At 73.2% G+C, this 17,311-nt stretch carries 14 protein-coding genes and 2 pseudogenes; 13 read left to right on the forward strand and 3 right to left on the reverse strand.

Translation table 11 applies throughout. The annotated features are described in order from the left end of the window. The first annotated feature begins 55 nt into the window (after nucleotides 1-55). Entirely contained in the window at nucleotides 56-2,083 is a 2,028-nt protein-coding gene (locus ADK57_RS28060) for a beta-galactosidase (protein ID WP_053752384.1), read from the forward strand. Between the two features lie 49 nt (nucleotides 2,084-2,132). Here ADK57_RS28060 and ADK57_RS28065 read toward each other — a convergent pair. Together ADK57_RS28065 and ADK57_RS28070 are read right to left on the reverse strand one after the other, a co-directional pair. Continuing rightward, nucleotides 2,133-2,366 (reverse strand): annotated as a pseudogene (locus tag ADK57_RS28065) (alpha/beta hydrolase); the annotation flags it as partial. A gap of 188 nt (nucleotides 2,367-2,554) precedes the next feature. Then, nucleotides 2,555-3,427 (reverse strand): oxygenase MpaB family protein, encoded by an 873-nt coding sequence (locus tag ADK57_RS28070; protein ID WP_053752438.1) that lies wholly within the window; start codon nucleotides 3,425-3,427, stop codon nucleotides 2,555-2,557. A gap of 475 nt (nucleotides 3,428-3,902) precedes the next feature. Between ADK57_RS28070 and ADK57_RS28075 the strand changes: the two genes are divergently transcribed. The 11 genes and pseudogenes from ADK57_RS28075 to ADK57_RS52570 all read left to right on the forward strand — a co-directional run. Next, nucleotides 3,903-4,160, forward strand: a complete 258-nt coding sequence (locus tag ADK57_RS28075) for a hypothetical protein (protein ID WP_053752386.1) — start codon at nucleotides 3,903-3,905, stop codon at nucleotides 4,158-4,160. Beyond that, nucleotides 4,157-4,993 (forward strand): UbiA family prenyltransferase, encoded by an 837-nt coding sequence (locus ADK57_RS28080; protein WP_053752439.1) that lies wholly within the window; start codon nucleotides 4,157-4,159, stop codon nucleotides 4,991-4,993. The genes ADK57_RS28075 and ADK57_RS28080 overlap by 4 nt, the downstream gene beginning before the upstream one ends. Next, nucleotides 4,993-5,583 carry a hypothetical protein gene (locus ADK57_RS28085; RefSeq protein WP_053752387.1) on the forward strand — a complete coding sequence of 197 codons (591 nt, stop codon included), beginning with the start codon at nucleotides 4,993-4,995 and terminating at the stop codon, nucleotides 5,581-5,583. The genes ADK57_RS28080 and ADK57_RS28085 overlap by 1 nt, the downstream gene beginning before the upstream one ends. Next, a complete protein-coding gene (locus tag ADK57_RS28090) occupies nucleotides 5,580-6,668 on the forward strand; it encodes a type III polyketide synthase (RefSeq protein ID WP_053752388.1) in 1,089 nt (362 codons plus the stop codon). Before ADK57_RS28085 ends, ADK57_RS28090 begins: the two co-directional genes overlap by 4 nt. Further along, a complete protein-coding gene (locus tag ADK57_RS28095; RefSeq protein ID WP_053752389.1) occupies nucleotides 6,665-7,183 on the forward strand; it encodes an isoprenylcysteine carboxyl methyltransferase family protein in 519 nt (172 codons plus the stop codon). Before ADK57_RS28090 ends, ADK57_RS28095 begins: the two co-directional genes overlap by 4 nt. An 11-nt stretch (nucleotides 7,184-7,194) precedes the next feature. Then, complete coding sequence (locus ADK57_RS28100; RefSeq protein WP_053752390.1) at nucleotides 7,195-8,250, forward strand: NAD(P)/FAD-dependent oxidoreductase; 1,056 nt, start codon at nucleotides 7,195-7,197, stop codon at nucleotides 8,248-8,250. 335 nt (nucleotides 8,251-8,585) lie between these two features. After that, the gene (locus tag ADK57_RS28105) at nucleotides 8,586-9,557 is read left to right on the forward strand and encodes an alpha/beta hydrolase (RefSeq protein ID WP_053752391.1); all 972 of its coding nucleotides are present in this window, start codon (nucleotides 8,586-8,588) and stop codon (nucleotides 9,555-9,557) included. 23 nt (nucleotides 9,558-9,580) lie between these two features. Continuing rightward, nucleotides 9,581-10,318: an alpha/beta hydrolase gene (locus ADK57_RS28110; protein ID WP_053752392.1), complete on the forward strand. Its 738-nt coding sequence runs from the start codon at nucleotides 9,581-9,583 to the stop codon at nucleotides 10,316-10,318. 127 nt (nucleotides 10,319-10,445) lie between these two features. Beyond that, nucleotides 10,446-12,758 (forward strand): ATP-binding protein, encoded by a 2,313-nt coding sequence (locus ADK57_RS28115; RefSeq protein ID WP_053752393.1) that lies wholly within the window; start codon nucleotides 10,446-10,448, stop codon nucleotides 12,756-12,758. A gap of 172 nt (nucleotides 12,759-12,930) precedes the next feature. Beyond that, complete coding sequence (locus ADK57_RS28120; RefSeq protein ID WP_078973382.1) at nucleotides 12,931-13,959, forward strand: helix-turn-helix domain-containing protein; 1,029 nt, start codon at nucleotides 12,931-12,933, stop codon at nucleotides 13,957-13,959. Next, nucleotides 13,860-14,168: pseudogene (locus ADK57_RS52570) on the forward strand (alpha/beta hydrolase fold domain-containing protein); the annotation flags it as partial. The gene ADK57_RS28120 and the pseudogene ADK57_RS52570, both read left to right, overlap by 100 nt. A gap of 136 nt (nucleotides 14,169-14,304) precedes the next feature. Here the strand turns inward: ADK57_RS52570 and ADK57_RS28125 are convergent. After that, entirely contained in the window at nucleotides 14,305-16,197 is a 1,893-nt protein-coding gene (locus ADK57_RS28125) for an ABC transporter ATP-binding protein (RefSeq protein WP_063786021.1), read from the reverse strand. A 144-nt stretch (nucleotides 16,198-16,341) separates the two neighbouring features. On the opposite strand from ADK57_RS28125, the gene ADK57_RS28130 reads away from it, so the two are divergent. Next, entirely contained in the window at nucleotides 16,342-17,310 is a 969-nt protein-coding gene (locus tag ADK57_RS28130) for a lysylphosphatidylglycerol synthase transmembrane domain-containing protein (RefSeq protein WP_420711905.1), read from the forward strand. The last annotated feature ends 1 nt before the right edge of the window (nucleotide 17,311 follow it).

The raw sequence follows: 17,311 nt of genomic DNA on the forward strand, positions 1-17,311 counted from the left end.
ACAAGGGCTGACGCTCCCTCAAGCCACCTGTTTCTGCTATCTCGGAGCACCACCAGTGAGCACTCAACGCCGCCTTCGCATCCCCGGCATCGCCTACGGGGGTGACTACAACCCCGAGCAGTGGCCCGAGGAGGTCTGGGCCGAGGACATGCGCCTCATGCGTGAGGCCGGCGTCACCATGGTCAGCGTCGGCATCTTCTCCTGGGCGCTGCTCGAACCGTCCGAGGGCGTCCACGACTTCTCCCGCATGGACCGGATCCTCGACCTCCTCCACGAGAACGGCATCGCGGCCGACCTGGCCACGCCGACCGCCGCCCCGCCCGCCTGGTTCTTCAAGGCCCACCCGGAGGCGCTGCCGGTCGACCGGGACGGGCGTCGGCTGTGGCCCGGCAGCCGCCAGACCTTCTGCCCGTCCAGCCCTGCCTACCGCCGAGCGGCACTGCGTATCGCGGAGGTCCTCGCCCACCGGTACGCCACCCATCCGGCCGTCGCCATGTGGCACGTCCACAACGAATACGGCTGCCACACCCCCGCCTGCTACTGCGACACCAGCGCCGCCGCCTTCCGCACCTGGCTGCGCGCGAAGTACGGCGACGACCTCGACGCCCTCAACCACGCCTGGGGCACCACCTTCTGGAGCCAGTGGTACTACGCCTGGGACGAGATCATCCCGCCCCGCGCCACCGCGGCTCCTCCCAATCCCACCCATCAACTCGACTGGCGCCGGTTCTGCTCCGACGAACTGCTCTCGCTGTGCACCGCCGAACGCGAAGTACTGCTCCGGGCCGCCCCGGACATCCCCGCGACCACCAACCTCATGGTCCTGCGAACCTTCGACGCACTCGACTACTGGCGCTGGGCACCCGAGTTGGACATCCTCTCCAACGACCACTACCTGATGTCCGACGACCCTGAGGCGGAGCTCGACATCGCCCTCAGCGGCGATCTCATGAGGTCTCTCGCGGGCGGCCCGTGGTTTCTGATGGAGCACTCGACCGGTGCCGTCAACTGGCAGCAGGTCAACCGCGCCAAGAGCCCGGGAGAAATGCGCCGCAACGCACTCGCGCACGTGGCGCACGGTGCCGACGGCATCGCCTTCTTCCAGTGGCGGGCGGCGAAGGCGGGAGCCGAGCAGTGGCACTCCGCGATGCTGCCGCACGCGGGAACCGACAGCGCCATCTGGCAGGACGTCGTCCGACTGGGCAAGGACCTGAAGGCCCTGACCGAGGTACGAGGCTCCACGGTCGCGGCGCAGGTGGCGATCGTATGGGACTGGGACGCCCGCTGGGCACTGGAACTGCCCTCCCAGCCCAGCGGCGAGCTGCGCTACCAGGACCTGGTGCGCGACTGGTACACGCCCCTGTGGCGAGCGGGCGTCGCCGTCGACTTCGTACGCCCTGACGACCCCGCGCTCGACCGCTACAAGCTCGTCCTCGTCCCGTCGCTGTACCTGGTGACGGACGCGGCCGCGGACAACCTCACCGCCTTCACCGCAGGCGGGGGCACGCTGGCCGTCGGCTTCCACAGCGGCATGGTCGACGAGAACGGCCACATACGCCTCGGCGGCTACCCCGGCGCGTTCCGCGACCTCCTGGGCGTGGTCACCGACGAACTCTTCCCCTTGCTTCCGGGAGAGACAACAGGGCTGACCGGTGATGTGCCCCCGGGTGCCAGGGCCGACCTGTGGTCGGAACGGGTGCGGCTGGCCGGCGCGCTGGAAGTCGTCTCCTACGCCGACGGCCCGTTGACCGGCCTGCCTGCCGTCACTCGCCATGCGTATGGCAGCGGCACCGCCTGGTATCTGGCGACCCACCCCGACCAGGAAACCCTGGCCACCCTGCTCCACCGCATCCGCCAGGACGCCGACGTCGCTCCCGAACACCAGGTGCCCGCCGGAGTCGAGGTCGTCCGGCGCCGCGGCACGGAGGCCGACTTCCTGTTCCTCATCGACCACACCGGGAAAGGAGCCGAAGCCCCCGCCGCGGGGGTGGAGCTCCTCACCGGCACCCCGGTCTCCGGGACCGTCTTCGTCCCTCCCGGAGGTGTCGTCGTCGTCCGAGAACCGCACCTCATCACGTCCTGACGCCGAGTAAGAAGCCACTGTCAGCGTCCGGCCGACGTTGCCCGCAGCGGAGTTCGGCGATCCCTCCGGCCTGCCAGATCCTGGATGCATAAGTGACGTCCTCGTCGCCGAACGTCCCGGCCGAGCCCACGTCGATGAAGGCCGGGGGCGGACCGGACAGGTCGGCCGCGCGGGCCGGAGCAGAGTAGGGGGAGACGTCGTCGGTGCCGCGTGCCTCGCCCAGCAACGCGTTCCAACCGGTTTCGTTGGCGGTGCGGTCCCATACGCCCAGGCCGGTCATCTGAACCCGGCTCCGCCTCCGCGCTGACCCGCGAATCCGCGCATCGTCGTCGGTCAGCCCGGTGACGTCGGTGCGGTAGCCACGGCCCTGGGAGCACTCGCGCCGCTACCCTCTCGGCGACGGCTCCGGACGCACGCCGCACGGCGCTTCCCTGGACCCACCACGTGCGGTCGGGGGGTGGCGCCGCAACGTCACCGGACGTCGGCCGAGGGCGGAGGCTTCATGCTCCACCTGATCGCCCTGGTCAGGACATGGCCGGTGAGCGGTATCGCGGCGTCCTCGAGCACGGGAACGCGCGGAAACCCCAGCAGCCTTCGGGCCCACTCCGGGAGGGACGTCACCGCGTTGGCGGCGAGGAGGGCGTAGGCGGGCCGGGCGGCAAGCGGCAGCGGTGGCTGTAGCAGCAGGAAGCGCGCCGCCGCCCGGCACTCCGGGGTGGCACGGAGTTCCGGACGGTACGCGGCCAGGCGGGCTTCGAGCTCCGCCCGCGTCCGAGGCGGGTCGGGCACCCCGAGGGCCGTCGCCACCTTCGCCGTGTCCGCCACGTAGGCGTCGTAGTCGGCGGATGCGAAGGGCCGGGCCCCGAACCGCTCATGGGCACGCAGGAAACTGTCCGTCTCGGTGACATGCACCCACTCGAGCAGGTGCGGATCGGCGGCGTGGTAGTACTCGCCCTCCGCTGTCACCCCCCTGACCCGCTCATGGATCGCGCGGACCCGTTCGACGGCGCTGCGGGCGTCCTCGGCGGTTCCGAAGGTCGTCACGGCGAGGAACGTACTGGTGCGCTGCAACCGCCCCCAGGGGTCGCCGCGGTACCCGGAATGAGCGGCCACGGCGGCCATGGCCAGCGGGTGCAGGGATTGCAGCAGCAGGGCGCGCAGTCCGCCGATGAACATCGAGGCGTCGCCGTGCACGACGCGGATGGGCCGTTCGGCGCCGAACCACCGCGGCCCCGGGGTGTTGTGGATGCGAGCCCGGTTCGCGGGACCGTCCGGCCCCGCGACGCGGCTGAAGAGCGCCTTGCCGAGCCTGTCCCGCACGCCGGAAACCGTGAGGACGTCCATGTCCATGGTCCCATTCTGCGCCCCTGCACAGTCCGGCGGACACCGCCCCGGCCTCGAGCCGTCCGTTCCACGTTCTCGCCGTACCCGGGGCACCGGCCGCCCTGGCACGAGCGGCCCGCCGGCGCTGGACCGCGCCGTGGCACGAGCCGGTCGATGTCGCCGTCGGCCAGTGTCTTCAGGGCCTCGGGAGCGAGGCGGAGGAGGGCACGACACACGACACAGCCGGGGGCTGCCGATGCTGCGGACGTCCGCCGGATGCCGGAGTGCCTCGTGTGAGCGGGCGGGCAACGTGGGATCGATCCTGCATGCCCATCATGGTCACACGTGCATCAGGAAGCATCGGCTCCGCTGTACGACGCCCGCGTCCGGAGGGTCCTCGCGACCTCCTCGGCCCGGCCCGGCGGCTGCCCCACGGCCCCGGCAGCCGTGGCGTCGACCGGCGCTCGGTCGGCCTGAGCGCCAAGTCCCGTACGGCGTGCCCGCCAAGGCGCTCGGCCTGCTGCCGGTCCTGCCGGCGGACCGAGGGCTGACCACCCTGATGGTCCACACCCGAGAGATCGCCGAGGTGATCGCCGAAGCGCCCGCCGCCGTGCGCCACCAGCGCGCGGGCGGTCCGTTCGATCCGGCCGCCGAGACCTCCGTGCCCGCGGCGGTGCTGCGCCCGCACACGGTGTTCGGCGCGCTCGGCTCCACGATCCGTCACCGGCCGGTCGAGGTGCGGCTGTGCCCGTGACCACCCGCGCGGTCCCAGCCCGCCCCGGACCGCCGCCCGTTCCCGCGCTGCTAGCCGCCGCCCACGGCGGGCCGGCCCTTGCGGTCACCGCCGTCGCGGGCCTGCTCGCGCTCCGCGCCGACCTGCGTCCGCTCGACGCCCTCGCCGTCACCGCGGCGGTGTTCACCGGCCAGCTCACCGTCGGCTGGGGCAACGACCTGCTGGACCTCCGTCGCGACCGCGCCGTCGGTCGCACCGACAAGCCGTTGGCCGTCGGAACCCTCCCGGTCGGCCGGGTGGTGGGAGCCCTGGTCGTGGCCGCCCTCGCCTGCCTCGTGCTGTCCGCGCTCGCCGACTGGCGCAGCGCGCTGGTCAACGCCACCCTTGCCACCGGTGCGGGCCACGCCTACAACCTCGGGCTGAAGGCCACCGCGTGGTCCTGGGCGCCGTACGCCTGCGCCTTCGGAACGCTGCCCTCGGTCGTCACACTCGCCGACCCCGCCCAGGGCTGGGCGCCGCTGTGGATGACCGGCGCCGGCGCCGCGCTCGGTGTCGGGGCGCACCTGCTCAACACGCTGCCCGACCTCGCCGACGACGAACGGACCGGCGTCCGCGGCCTCCCGCACCGGATCGGCGAGCGTCGCTCGCGCGCCCTTGCCGCCGTGCTGCTGCCCGCCGCCTCACTGCTCGCCGTGCTCGGCCCCGCAGGAACGCCCCCGGCGTGGGCATGGGCGGTCCTCGCACTGGTGGTCGTCCTCGCACTGCTCACGCTGGCCGCCCGCGGTCGTACTCCCTTCCGGGCCGCGGTGGCCATCGCCCTGGTCGACGTCGTGCTGCTCGTGGCGGCCGGCTGATGGCGCCCTCGCCCCACCACTTCGACCTCGCGGTGGCCGGCCTGCGCGAGAAGCGTCCATCACCGACAGGTGCCCAGCCGCTCCGGCGCCAAGAGACGCTCCTGCCCGGCGCGGGCGAGGACGGGCAGCACCGGGGCGGGCGCCGTCTGCCGCTCTCGACGGCACGCCGGCGCCCTCCGACGGGCCGCCTGCCGCTCGCGGGCGACGCTGCCGACCCGGTGAACTCGCTGACTCGCGAGGGCATCCACCCCACCGTGGTTTTCAGCATCGCACCCGGCCGGGCCGCGACGGAGGCACGGTGCGACGTGCGGCCCGAGCGTGCCGGGGAGCGGTGTGCCCGAGCCACCCGCCGGATCCTGCTCCCCCGGCTACGCCATACCGCTCCCGCCGCCCGCCTCGCCCGCCTCGCCCGCAACACGCGGCTTCCCGGGGGCGGGCTGCACGCCTCGGCCGCCGACCAGCATGCTTTTGATGGCCTCGTCGAGCTCGGCCTCGCCCGGGGCCGGCTCAGCCCGACCGTCGCGCTCGGCCTTCGTCGGGCGCTCGGCGCGCCCACTCGCGCGACCAGCCGACCACAGGAGCCAGCATGACCATGCGCGTCCTCAGCGTCCGCGGCGCCCTGCCCGAACACCGCCACCGCCAGGAGGAGATCACCGAGTCCTTCACGGCCACGATGGTCGAGGACGCGGTCAACCCCGGCGTCGTGGAACGGTTCCACCGCAACGTGTGCGTCGAGACCCGGCATACCGTGCTCCCGCTGGAGGAGTACGCCCGTCTCGATGATTTCGGCCAGTCGAACGACGTCTTCATCCGGGCCGGCGTCGAGCTCGGCGCCCGCGCGGTCGTCGACGCGCTCAAGAGCGTCGGCCTCACACCGGCCGACGTCGACTACATCGTGTCGTGCACCGTGACCGGACTGGCCGTCCCCTCGCTCGAGGCCCGCGTCGCAGCGGAGATCGGGCTGCGTCCCGACGTGGTGCGTCTGCCCCTCGTCGGCCTCGGCTGCGTGGCGGGCGTGGCCGGTATCGCCCGCCTGCACGATCTGCTGCGCGGCCGCCCGGACGGGGTCGCGGTGCTGATGTCGGTCGAGCTGTGCTCTCTCACGCTGCAGCGCGACGACACCTCGGTCGCCAACCTCGTGGCCAGCGGCCTGTTCGGGGACGGCGCCGCGGCGGTGGTCGCCGTCGGGTCCGAGCACGCGCTCGCGCAGTCCGACGACCCGGCTCGTCCCGAGGTCCTCGCGTCGCGCAGCCGTCTCTACCCCGACTCGGAGCGCATGATGGGCTGGGACGTCGGCTCCGGCGGGCTGCGGATCGTGCTCGACCCCTCGGTCCCCGACCTGGTGCGCCGTCACATCGGCGACGACGTCCGCGGCTTCCTCACCGACCACCGGCTGACCCGCGACGACCTCGGCTGGTACGTGGCGCACCCCGGCGGCCCCAAGGTCCTCGAAGCGCTGCAGGAGGCCCTCGAGGTCGAGCGGGACGCCCTGGGCGTGACCTGGGACTCGCTGCGCCGGATCGGCAACCTGTCGTCCTCCTCGGTGCTGCACGTCATGGCGGACACCCTCGCCGACCGTCCGCCCCCGCCCGGCTCCTACGGACTCATGCTCGCCATGGGGCCGGGCTTCTGTTCCGAGTTCGTGCTCCTGCGCGCTCCGGGCGGTGAGCGGTGAGCAGCGAGGTCCTGTTCACCGTCCTGGTCGTGGCCGTCGGCCTGGAGCGGCTCGCCGAACTGGTCGTGTCGCACCGCAACGCCGCCTTCAGCCTCGCGCGGGGCGGCGTGGAGTGCGGGCGGGGGCACTACCCGGTCATGGTGGTCCTGCACACGGGCCTGCTCGTCGGCGCGCTCGTGGAGGTGTGGATGCGCCGACCGGACGCGGTGGCGGTCCTCGCCTGGGCCATGCTCGCCTTCGTCGCGGCCTCGCAGGCGCTGCGGTGGTGGTGCATCGCCACGTTGGGACGGCAGTGGAACACCCGGGTGATCGTCGTGCCGGGTGCCGCGCGCGTGACGGGCGGCCCCTACCGCTGGATCCCGCACCCCAACTACGTCGCCGTCGTCGTCGAGGGGCTCGCGCTCCCCCTGGTGCACTCGGCCTGGGTCACGGCGGTCGTCTTCACCGCGCTGAACGGGTTCCTGCTCGCGACCCGCATCCGCACCGAGGACACCGCCCTGGCACGACTGGCCTGAAGGAGGCGCACATGGACCTGCTCGTCGTCGGCGGGGGCCCCGCAGGCCTGGCTACGGCCCTGCACGCGGCCCGGGCGGGGCTCGACGTCGCCGTGTGGGAGCAGCGCGCCGGTACCGTCGACAAGGCGTGCGGCGAGGGACTGATGCCGGGTGCCGTCACCGCCTTGGCAGCGCTCGGCGTGCACCCGCCGGGGCGCGACCTGCGCGGCATCGTCTACGTCGCCGGACCGCGCCGGGTGGATGCCGACTTCGCAGCGGGCCCGGGCCGCGGGGTGCGTCGTACGACGCTGCACGCGGCGCTGCGCGAGGCGGTGCTGGCCGCGGGCGTACGGATCGAGCAGCGCACCGCGCGCCGGGTCGAGCAGGACGGGAACGGTGTGTCGGTCGACGGCACCCGTGCCGGCCATCTCGTCGCGGCCGACGGCCTGCACTCGCCGATCCGCCGGGCCCTGGGGCTCGGCCGGCCACGCCGGGCCCGCCCGCGACACGGGCTGCGGCGCCACTACGTGCTCGCCCCCTGGAGCGACCACGTCGAGGTGCACTGGGCCCGATGCGCGGAGGCCTACGTGACCCCGGTGGCCGACCACCTCGTGGGTGTCGCGGTGCTCACCACCGCCCGCGGATCATTCGACGACCACCTGGCCGCCTTCCCCGAGCTGCGGGAGCGGCTGGCCGGAGCCGAGCCCGCCGGACCGGTGCGCGGGGCGGGCCCGCTCCGCCAGGACACCAGCGCGCGCACCGCGGGTCGAGTGCTGCTCGTGGGCGATGCCGCCGGCTACGTCGACGCGCTGACCGGTGAGGGCATCGCCCTGGCGCTCGCGCAGGCGCCGGCGGCCGTCCGGGCCGTCACCAGCGGTGACCTGGCAGGCTACGAGCGGGAGTGGCGCCGGCTCACACGGCGCTACCGCTGGCTGACCCACGCGCTGCTCGGCGCGACGCGGGCGCCCCCGGCTCGCGCGGCGCTGGTGCCTCTGGCACTGCGGCTGCCGTGGTTGTTCTCCGCGACCGTCGACGCACTGGCCCGCCCGGCCGGGCAGCACGCGCAGGCGAGCCGCCGGAGTGGGTAGGTGGGTAGTCGGCTGGGTGGTCGGCGGCCGCCATGACCGCTCGTGGAGGAAGGCGTCGGGCTCACCGCGCTCCTGGCGTCCGAATTCGGTTCCGTGCCGGATCAAGGGCGCCGTACGACCGGTGTCGGCCGCGGCCCGACCACGCGTGGGTTCTCGCAGACTTGGATCCGGGTGCCAGGCAGCGCCAGGTCTGCGGTCCACACCGCCGTGCGCTGTGAGGTCAGCGCCGGTGCGCTCCTGGGCAAGGCGTGTCGGCTTCGCGGATCTAGCGTGCTGAACGAAGAATCTGCGGTGAAAGAACCCGCGGTTCACGCACGACACTTCAGGAGAGTCACATGTCCGACGCCGTCGAGCCGGTTCAGCCGGTACTGGAGCCGGCGGCCGCCGCGTTCGCCGAGGCGACCGCGAACCCGCCCTACCTCTTCGACCTGCCGCCCGCCGAGGGCCGCAAGGCCGTCGACGAGGTGCAGTCCGGCGAGATCGACAAGCCGGAGATCGACGAGGAGTGGATCACCGTCCAGGGCGGCCCTACGGGCAGCGTCCGGGCCCGCCTCGTCAGGCCGGCGGGCGCCGAGGGGACGCTGCCGGTGATCCTGTACATCCACGGCGCCGGCTGGGTCTTCGGCAACGCCCACACGCACGACCGGCTGGTGCGCGAACTCGCCGTGGGCGCGAACGCCGCCGTGGTCTTCCCGGAGTACGACCTCTCTCCCGAGGTCCGGTACCCGGTCGCCATCGAGCAGAACTACGCGGTCGCCCGCTGGGTCGTGGAGCAGGGCGGGTCCAAGGACCTGGACGCCACGCGGATCGCCGTGGCCGGCGACTCCGTCGGCGGGAACATGACCGCCGCGCTGACGCTGATGGCGAAGCAGCGGGGCGATGTCCCCTTGGTCCAGCAGGTCCTCTTCTACCCGGTCACCGATGCGAACTTCGACACCGGCTCGTACCACCAGTTCGCCACCGGCTACTTCCTGCGCCGTGACGGCATGCAGTGGTTCTGGGACCAGTACACGACCGACGAGGCGGAGCGGGCCGAGATCACCGCGTCGCCGCTGCGGGCCACCACCGAGCAGCTCGCCGGGCTGCCGCCGGCCCTCGTCATCACCGGGGAGGCCGACGTCCTGCGCGACGAGGGCGAGGCGTACGCGAACAAGCTGCGCGAGGCCGGTGTTCCGGTGACCGCCGTGCGTTTCCAGGCCATCATCCACGACTTCGTGATGCTCAACGCGCTGCGCGAGACGCATGCCGCCGAGGCCGCGATCGCGATGGCCGTCGGCACCCTGCGCACCGCGCTCCACGGCCACTGAGACATCGACAAGGAGAATCCGGCATGTCCACCACCCCCACCGTCCTTCTCGTGCATGGCGCCTTCGCGGACGCCGGCAGCTGGGCCGGCGTCATCGCCGAGTTGCAGCAGCACGGCATCCCCGTCCTGGCACCGCCCAACCCGCTGCGCGGCCTGGCCTCCGACGCCGCGTACATCGCCTCCGCGGCCGCCCAGGTCAAGGGTCCGGTCGTGCTGGTCGGCCACTCCTACGGCGGCGCGCTGATCTCCGTGGCCGGGGCCGTGGAGAACGTCGTCGGACTGGTCTACGTGGCCGCCTATGTCACCGAGGAGGGCGAGAGCCTGGGCGAGCTGCAGGGGCGCTTCCCGCTGTCGCCGCTGGTCAGCAATCTGCGAGAGGTGACGTACCCCGTTGAGGGGGCGGCTGGGGCGGGGGCTGGGGCGGCGGCCGCGGTCGAGGTCACCATCAAGGCGGAGGCGTTCCCGGAGATCTTCGCTGCAGACGTTCCGCCCGAGGTCACCAAGATCCTGGCGGTCGCCCAACGACCGTTGACCGCCGGGGCGTTCACGGAGACGGCATCGGCCGCAGCGTGGCGGACCAAGCCGTCCTGGGCGCTGGTGGCCGGCTCTGACCAGGCGATCAACCCCGAGGTGCAGCGGTTCGGCGCGAAGCGGGCCGGGGCGACGGTCGTCGAACTGGAGGGCGCCTCGCACGCCGTGGCGGTGTCCCGGCCCAAGGACGTCGCCGACCTGATCCGCGAGGCGGTACGCGCGACGAGCTGACCTGGCGGCTCCCGCCCCGCCTTCCGGGCACACCGCTCGTTTACCTCCGGCACACAGCACCCCCCTACACTTCTCGTGATCATGCTCGGGCGTTCCGGCTCGCGCATGGTGTGCACGAGGGGGCGGATTGGCCGAGGAGAGCGCGGTATTCGGGTCGCTGCTACGGGAGTTGCGGCTCGCCGCGTCATTGACGCTGGAGGGCCTGGCCGAGGCGTCGGGTGTGAGCGTGCGGGGCATCGGGGACCTGGAACGGGGCCGACGGGCGGCCCCGCAGCGCCGTACGGTGGCCGCGCTCGCCGACGGCCTGGGGCTGGACGAGGCGGAGCGGGAGCGGCTGCTCGCGGCGGCCCGGTCCGGACGCAGCCCGGGCTACAGCCCGGTGGGAGTGCGTGCCTTCCCGCGTGGCATCGACGACTTCGTGGGCCGTGAGCGGGAGTTGGTGCGGTTGGCGGAGCTCGCCGACCGAGCCGTGGCCCCGCACCCGCACCCGCACCCGCACGCCGACGGGGGCGGGCCCGGTACGGCCGCCTCCGGGAAGCCGGCGGTGGTGGCGGCGGTGTCCGGGCCGCCGGGGACGGGCAAGACCACACTCGCGCTGCACGGCGCCCGGCAGCTCGCCGACCGGTTCCCCGACGGGCAGTTGCTGGTGGACCTGCGCGGGATGGACGACGCGCCGCCCGAGCCGGCCGAGCTGATGCTGGGCGTGCTCAAGGCGCTGGGGGTGGCCGACCGGGACCTCGCGAAGGCCGGGCCGCAGGGCCGTCCCGGGCTCTACCGCCGGGCGCTGGCCGACCGGCGGTATCTGCTGGTGCTGGACAACGCCCGTGACGAGGCGCAGGTCCGCCCCCTGCTGCCCGGCAGCGGCGGCGGGATGGTGCTGGTGACCAGTCGCCGGATGCTCACCGGCCTGGAGAGCGTGCACCGTATGCCGCTCGGGGAACTCGGCGCGGACGATGCGGCCGCGTTCCTGACCGGCCTGGTGGGGGCGGAGCGGGCCGGTGCGGACGAGGCCGCGCTGGTCGAGGTCGCCCAGCGGTGCGGCCACCTGCCGCTGGCGCTGCGCGTGGCCGGCAACTGGCTTGCCACCCGCACCGGTTGGAGCGTGCGCCGGCTGGCCGACCGCCTCGCCCTGGAGGAACGCCGCCTGGACGCACTGGCGGCCGGGGACGTCCGTGTGTCGGCCGCCTTCGACCTGTCCTACCGCCAGCTCACTCCCCCGGCCGCCCGCCTGTTCAGGCGCCTCTCCCTGGTCGAGGGTCCGGACGTCGGCGCCGCTTGTGCCGCCCGGCTGACCGGGCAGATGCTCTTCGACGCCGAGGACGCTCTGGAGGAACTGGTCGAGACCGGCCTGCTGGGTGTGGAGGGGGACCGCTACCGCTTCCACGACCTGCTGCGGTTGTTCGCCCGGACCCGCCTGGAGGCCGAGGAAAGCACCGAGGACGCCGCGCGGGCCCGTGCGGCGATGGACCGTTGGCTGCTGCGGACCGCGGTCGTGGCCGGTCGCTGGTACGAGCCCGACCACGGCGCCCCGCCGAAGACCTGGCAGGACAGCGTCGACCTGTCCACCGCCGACAAGGCCCGCCAGTGGCTGCAGGCCGAGGGTGCCAACTGGCTGGCCGCCCTGCGCCGGACCGCCGCCGCGGGCGACCACGCCACCGTGGTGGAGGTGGCCGAGGCCCTGCACTGGTTCTCCGACCAGTGGATCTTCTGGGGACACTGGCCCGAGGTCTTCGGCACCGCCGCCGACTCCGCCCAGGCCCTGGACGACCCGCTCGTCGAAGCCACCCAACTCAACTACCACGCCTGGGCCCTGCTCCTGTGCGAAGGCCGCCACCGCGCCGGCCTCGACCGCTCGGCCCAGGCCCTCGCGGCCGCCGAGCGCGCCGGCGACCCGGGCCAGCAGGCCTGGGCCCACTTCTATCGCGCCTGGGCCCACCGCTTGCTGGGCGACCTCGCGGCGGCCGTCGACCACAACGGTCATGCCGCCCGGCTGTTCGAAGCCGCCGGCGATCTCCACGGCACCCTCCAGGCCATGGGCGGCCACGGAATGAGTCTGCTCGAGGAGGGCCGGGCCGAGGAGGCCATCGCCTCCGACCAGCGGGCGCTCGCCTTCCTGGACGAGAGCGGTGACCGGATCGAACCGCACATCTCCCGGATCACCCGCCTCAACCTGTACGCGAACACAGGTCGGGCCTGTCTCGCCCTGAAGCGTTGGGACGAGGCCGTGACCCATCTGCAGACCGCCGTGAACCTCGGCCGCGACAGCGGCAACACCGCCATGGAGGGCCGCTTCCTGATCACCCTGGGTATCGCCCTGCTGGGCGCGGGACACCAGGACCGAGCCCGGCTGGCCTTCACCCGCTGCCTTTCCCTCGGTGCCGACGCCGACCCCCAGAGCGTCAGTCAGGCCCGGGAGCAACTCGCCCGCATCGACAGCTGATTCCTCCTCGCCGGGGCTCGGCAGGCATACGTGCGGGCAGCCGGACTTTCTGCCTGCGATGTGCCTGGAGCCCGCAACGGCCGACTGCTTGGCTGGTCAGGCGGGGAAAACCGGTCGCGCAGGGCTCGGCCGGGGTCCCCGTCGGCGCCGTACGTGAGGAGGGGAAGGCCAGTTGAGTCCGGTAGTGACGACCGCTTCGGTTCCCGATCAGGACAAGATCGCATACTGGCGGAACGCGGTGGGCAAGGCGCTGGTGCCCATGACCGTCGCCCCGCGCGGCACCGGTCCGTTCGCCGGGCGCCTCACGACCAGCCGCCTCGGCTGTCTCCAGGTGTCCACGATGGAGGCCGACGCCAATCGGGTCAGCCGCACCCAAGCCCTCATCGCGCGCCCGTCCGAGGCGTTCGTGGGCGTCGGCATCCAGGTGGCGGGCTCGGCGACCCTCGTCCAGGACGGCCGGCGGGCCCAGGTGGGCGAGGGCGACCTGATGGTGTACGACACGACACGGCCGTACTCCTTCGACTACCCGGAGCGGTTCTCCACCCACGTCTTCCAGCTGCCCCACCGCGCGCTGGGCGTACCGGAGTCCGACATCCGCCGGGTCACCGCCACCGCCGTGGGCACTGCGGACGGCGTCGGTGCGGTGCTGCTGTCGTTGCTCGGCACGCTGGCCGCCTCGGCCCCCTCCTACTCCCCGGCCACCGGGGGCAGACTGGCCGGCAGCGTCATCGACCTCTTCGCCGCCCTGGTGACCGAGCAGACCCGGCAGGCCACGCCGGAGGCGGACAGCACCCGCAGTCACCTCGTGCCGCGCATCCGCGCCCACATCGACCGGAACCTGGGGGATCCGGCCCTCTCGCCGGAGGCCGTCGCGGGGGCGCACCGGATATCCGTCCGATACCTGCACCGGCTCTTCGAGGGCGAGGGAATCACCGTCTCGCGGCTGATCCAGCAGCGTCGCCTGGAGGAGTGCGCACGCGAACTGGCGCGTCGCGGCAGGACGAACCCGACCGTGTCGGCCGTGGCCCAGCGCTGGGGCTTCGTCAGTCCCGCCCACTTCAGCCGGGCCTTCCGCACCGCGTACGGCCTCGCGCCACGCGAGTGGCGCAGCCTGCGCGCCGCGGAAGTCGCCGAAGTCGCCGACGCACCGCAGGCCGACAGAGCTTCGGCGCCGGCTCTCCCCGCCGCAGAGCACCGGTAGCAGCCGCAGACGAGCGACACGACGTATGGCGGCGGAGCGAGGCGACCGCCTCGCCGCTGCGGGCCTCGCCGGACCAGCCGGCCGGGCTCCCTGCGGCGTTGGCCGTCACCGGTGAGGCCGACGTCCTGCGCGACGAGGGCGAGGCCTACGCGGCGAAGGTCCGGGCGGCGGGCGTGCCCGTGATGTCCCTGCGCCACCACGGCACGATCCACGCCTTCATGGTGCTCGACCCCCTGCGCGGCACCGATGCCGCCCGCGCCGTCCTCGGGCAGGCCCCGGACACCGTGCACGTGGCCCTGCGCCGTCACCGCCACCGATCCACCGCGGCGGCGGCGCGTCCCGTGCCTAGGCCGCCGCGATCTCCGTCACCCCGTCCGGCCCCTGCGCGAACTGCGTCCGGTACAGCTCCGTGTACCGTCCCTCGACCGCCAGCAGCTCCTCGTGCGTGCCGCGTTCCACGATCCTCCCCGCCTCGACGACGAGGATCAGGTCCGCCGCGCGCACGGTGGACAGCCGGTGGGCGATCACCACGGCCGTCCTGCCCTCGAGGGCCTCGGTGAGCGCCTCCTGGACGGCCGCCTCCGAGGTGTTGTCCAGGTGGGCGGTGGCCTCGTCGAGGATGACGACGCGCTGGCGGGCCAGCAGCAGCCGGGCGATGGTCATGCGCTGGCGTTCGCCGCCGGAGAGCCGGTAGCCGCGCTCGCCGACCACCGTGTCGAGGCCGTCGGGCAGGGACCGCACGAGATCGTCGAGGCGGGAGCGGCGCAGGGCGTCCCACAGTTCGGGCTCGGTCGCGGTGGGGCGGGCGAGGAGGAGGTTGGCACGGACGGTGTCGTGGAAGAGGTGGCCGTCCTGGGTGACCATGCCGAGGGCGCCGCGCAGTGAGTCGGTGCTCAGGTCGCGGACGTCGACACCGCCGACCCGGACGGCGCCCTCGTCGACGTCGTACAGGCGCGGCAGCAGTTGTGCGACCGTCGACTTGCCGGCGCCGGACGTGCCGACGAGCGCGACGGTCTGCCCGGGTTCGGCGCGGAAGGAGATGCCGTGCAGGACCTCGGCGCCGCCGCGGGAGTCGAGGGTGGCCACCTCCTCCAGGGAGGCGAGGGAGACCTTGTCGGCGGAGGGGTAGCCGAAGCGGACGTTCTCGAACTCGACGGAGACCGGGCCCTCGGGGACCGGCCGTGCGTGCGGCTGCTCCTTGATCAGCGGCTCCAGGTCCAGCACCTCGAAGACGCGCTCGAAGCTGACCAGGGCGCTCATCACCTCGACGCGGGCGCCGGCCAGTGCGGTCAGCGGGGCGTACAGGCGGGTCAGGAGCAGGGCGAGAGCCACGACGGCGCCCGGGTCGAGGGTGCCGCGCAGGGCGAACCAGCCGCCGAGGCCGTAGACCAGGGCGAGGGCCAGGGCGGAGACCAGGGTCAGGGCGGTGATGAACATGGACTGCGCCATGGCCGTCCGTACGCCGATGTCCCGCACCTGGCGCGCGCGGACGGCGAACTCCTCGGACTCCTCCTCCGGGCGGCCGAAGAGCTTGACCAGGGTGGCGCCGGGTGCGGAGAAGCGTTCGGTCATCCGGGTGCCCATCGCCGCGTTCAGGGCCGCCGCCTCCCGCTGCATTCCGGCCATCCGCCTGCCCATGCGCCTCGCCGGGATCACGAACACCGGCAGCAGCACCAGCGCGAGCAGAGTGATCTGCCAGGACAGGGTGAGCATCACAGCGAGCGTGAGCAGCAGCGTGACCAGGTTGCTCACCACTCCGGAGAGTGTGTTGCTGAAGGCGCGCTGGGCGCCGATGACGTCGTTGTTGAGACGGGAGACGAGCGCTCCCGTACGAGTACGTGTGAAGAACGCGACCGGCATCCGCTGCACATGATCGAACACAGCCGTCCGCAGATCGAGGATGAGGCCCTCTCCGAGCGTCGCCGACAGCCGTCGGCCGAGCACGCCGAGGGTCGCCTCCGCGACCGCGATGAGCGCGATGAGCAGGGCCAGGCGTACGACCGTGCCTTCGTCGTCGCCCGACACGATCGCGTTCACCACGCGTCCGGCGAGTACCGGGGTCGCGACGGCGAGCAGCGCGGTCACCACGCCGAGCGCCACGAACCGGGCGATACGGCGGCGGTGCGGGCGGGCGAACGCGCCGATGCGGCGCAGCGTGTCGCGGGCGAGGGGGCGGCGTTTCTGCTCGGCGTTCATGACGCTGTGCAGCTGTGTCCAGGCTGTGGTCTCCATGCTCATGGGAACGACCGTAGAACCTCGAGCATGATTGAGGTCAATGTGTTTCCGTCGTCCACCCTCGCGAAGGACCCGATGACCGTACGCAATCCCCTGTCCCCGCTTCCGCAACCCGCAGTTGGTGTGGGCTGGGAAGCCTCTGCGGATGTGACAGCGGTACAACTCCCCGAACTTCCCCGTCGCGCCCGGGTCCGGCGGATCCGCCAGATCCTGTGCCTGCTTCCGCTCCTGCTCGTCACCGTCGTCGCGGTGGAGCACCGGTCCGTGCTCGCCGAGGGCTTCGGCCATCTGCGGAACGCCCGGTGGCCCTGGCTGGTGGTCGCGGTCGGCGCCACCTGCCTGACCTGGGTCGCCGCCGCCCTCACCCGGCAGGGTGCCGTCGTCGAGGCGCTGCCGAAACGGCGGCTGGTGGCCACGCAGTTCGCGGCGGGCGCGGCCAACCATCTGCTGCCGACGGGCCTGGGCGCGAGCGCGGTCAACCTGCGGTTCATGACGGTGTGCGGGCTTCCGCTCGCCCGTTCGTCCGCCGCCCTCGCCCTGTATCTGCTGGCCGAGTCGATCGGCCGGGTCGGCCTGCTGGCCGCGCTGCTCATCGCCTTCCCGGACGCGCTGCGGCTCGGGACGCTTGTGCCCGGCGGGGCCGTGGGCCCGCTGCTGCTGGCCGTCGTGGCGGTCCTGGTCGTGGCGGCGGGCGTGCTCGCGTGCGTACGACGGCTGCGTACGGCCGTGGTGTCCTTCCTGCGGACCGCGCTGGGCGAGGCACGGTCGGTGCACACGCGTCCGGCCCGGGCGCTCGCACTGTGGGGCGGCTCGCTGGCCTTCCCCGCGTTGCAGGCGACCGGGCTGGCCGCGGTGGGGCAGGCACTCGGGCTGCCGGTGCCGCCCGCGCACATGGCCCTCGCCTATCTGGCGGCGACGGTCGCGGTGGCCCTGGTGCCCGTGCCGGGCGGGATCGGCTCGGTCGAGGCGGCGCTGATCGTGGCCCTGGTGGCGGCGGGCGGCCCGGTGGCCGTGGCGACCGCCGTGGTGCTCGCCTACCGGATCATCACGGTGTGGCTGCCGCTGCTGCCGGGTGCGCTGACGCTCGGCGCGCTGGTCCGGCTGAAGGTGATCTGAC

Origin of the sequence: Streptomyces sp. MMG1533 (assembly GCF_001279775.1) — a bacterium.
In the GTDB taxonomy this organism is placed as follows: Bacteria; Actinomycetota; Actinomycetes; order Streptomycetales; family Streptomycetaceae; genus Streptomyces.

Bases quoted from the DNA above. Each gene is read 5' to 3' on its own strand.
- ADK57_RS28070 (WP_053752438.1), bottom strand. From the start codon at position 3,427: ATGGACGTCCTCACGGTTTCCGGCGTGCGGGACAGGCTCGGCAAGGCG.
- ADK57_RS28100 (WP_053752390.1), top strand. From the start codon at position 7,195: ATGGACCTGCTCGTCGTCGGCGGGGGCCCCGCAGGCCTGGCTACGGCC.
- ADK57_RS28085 (WP_053752387.1), top strand. From the start codon at position 4,993: ATGGCGCCCTCGCCCCACCACTTCGACCTCGCGGTGGCCGGCCTGCGC.
- ADK57_RS28090 (WP_053752388.1), top strand. From the start codon at position 5,580: ATGACCATGCGCGTCCTCAGCGTCCGCGGCGCCCTGCCCGAACACCGC.
- ADK57_RS28110 (WP_053752392.1), top strand. From the start codon at position 9,581: ATGTCCACCACCCCCACCGTCCTTCTCGTGCATGGCGCCTTCGCGGAC.
- ADK57_RS28125 (WP_063786021.1), bottom strand. From the start codon at position 16,197: ATGAGCATGGAGACCACAGCCTGGACACAGCTGCACAGCGTCATGAAC.
- ADK57_RS28105 (WP_053752391.1), top strand. From the start codon at position 8,586: ATGTCCGACGCCGTCGAGCCGGTTCAGCCGGTACTGGAGCCGGCGGCC.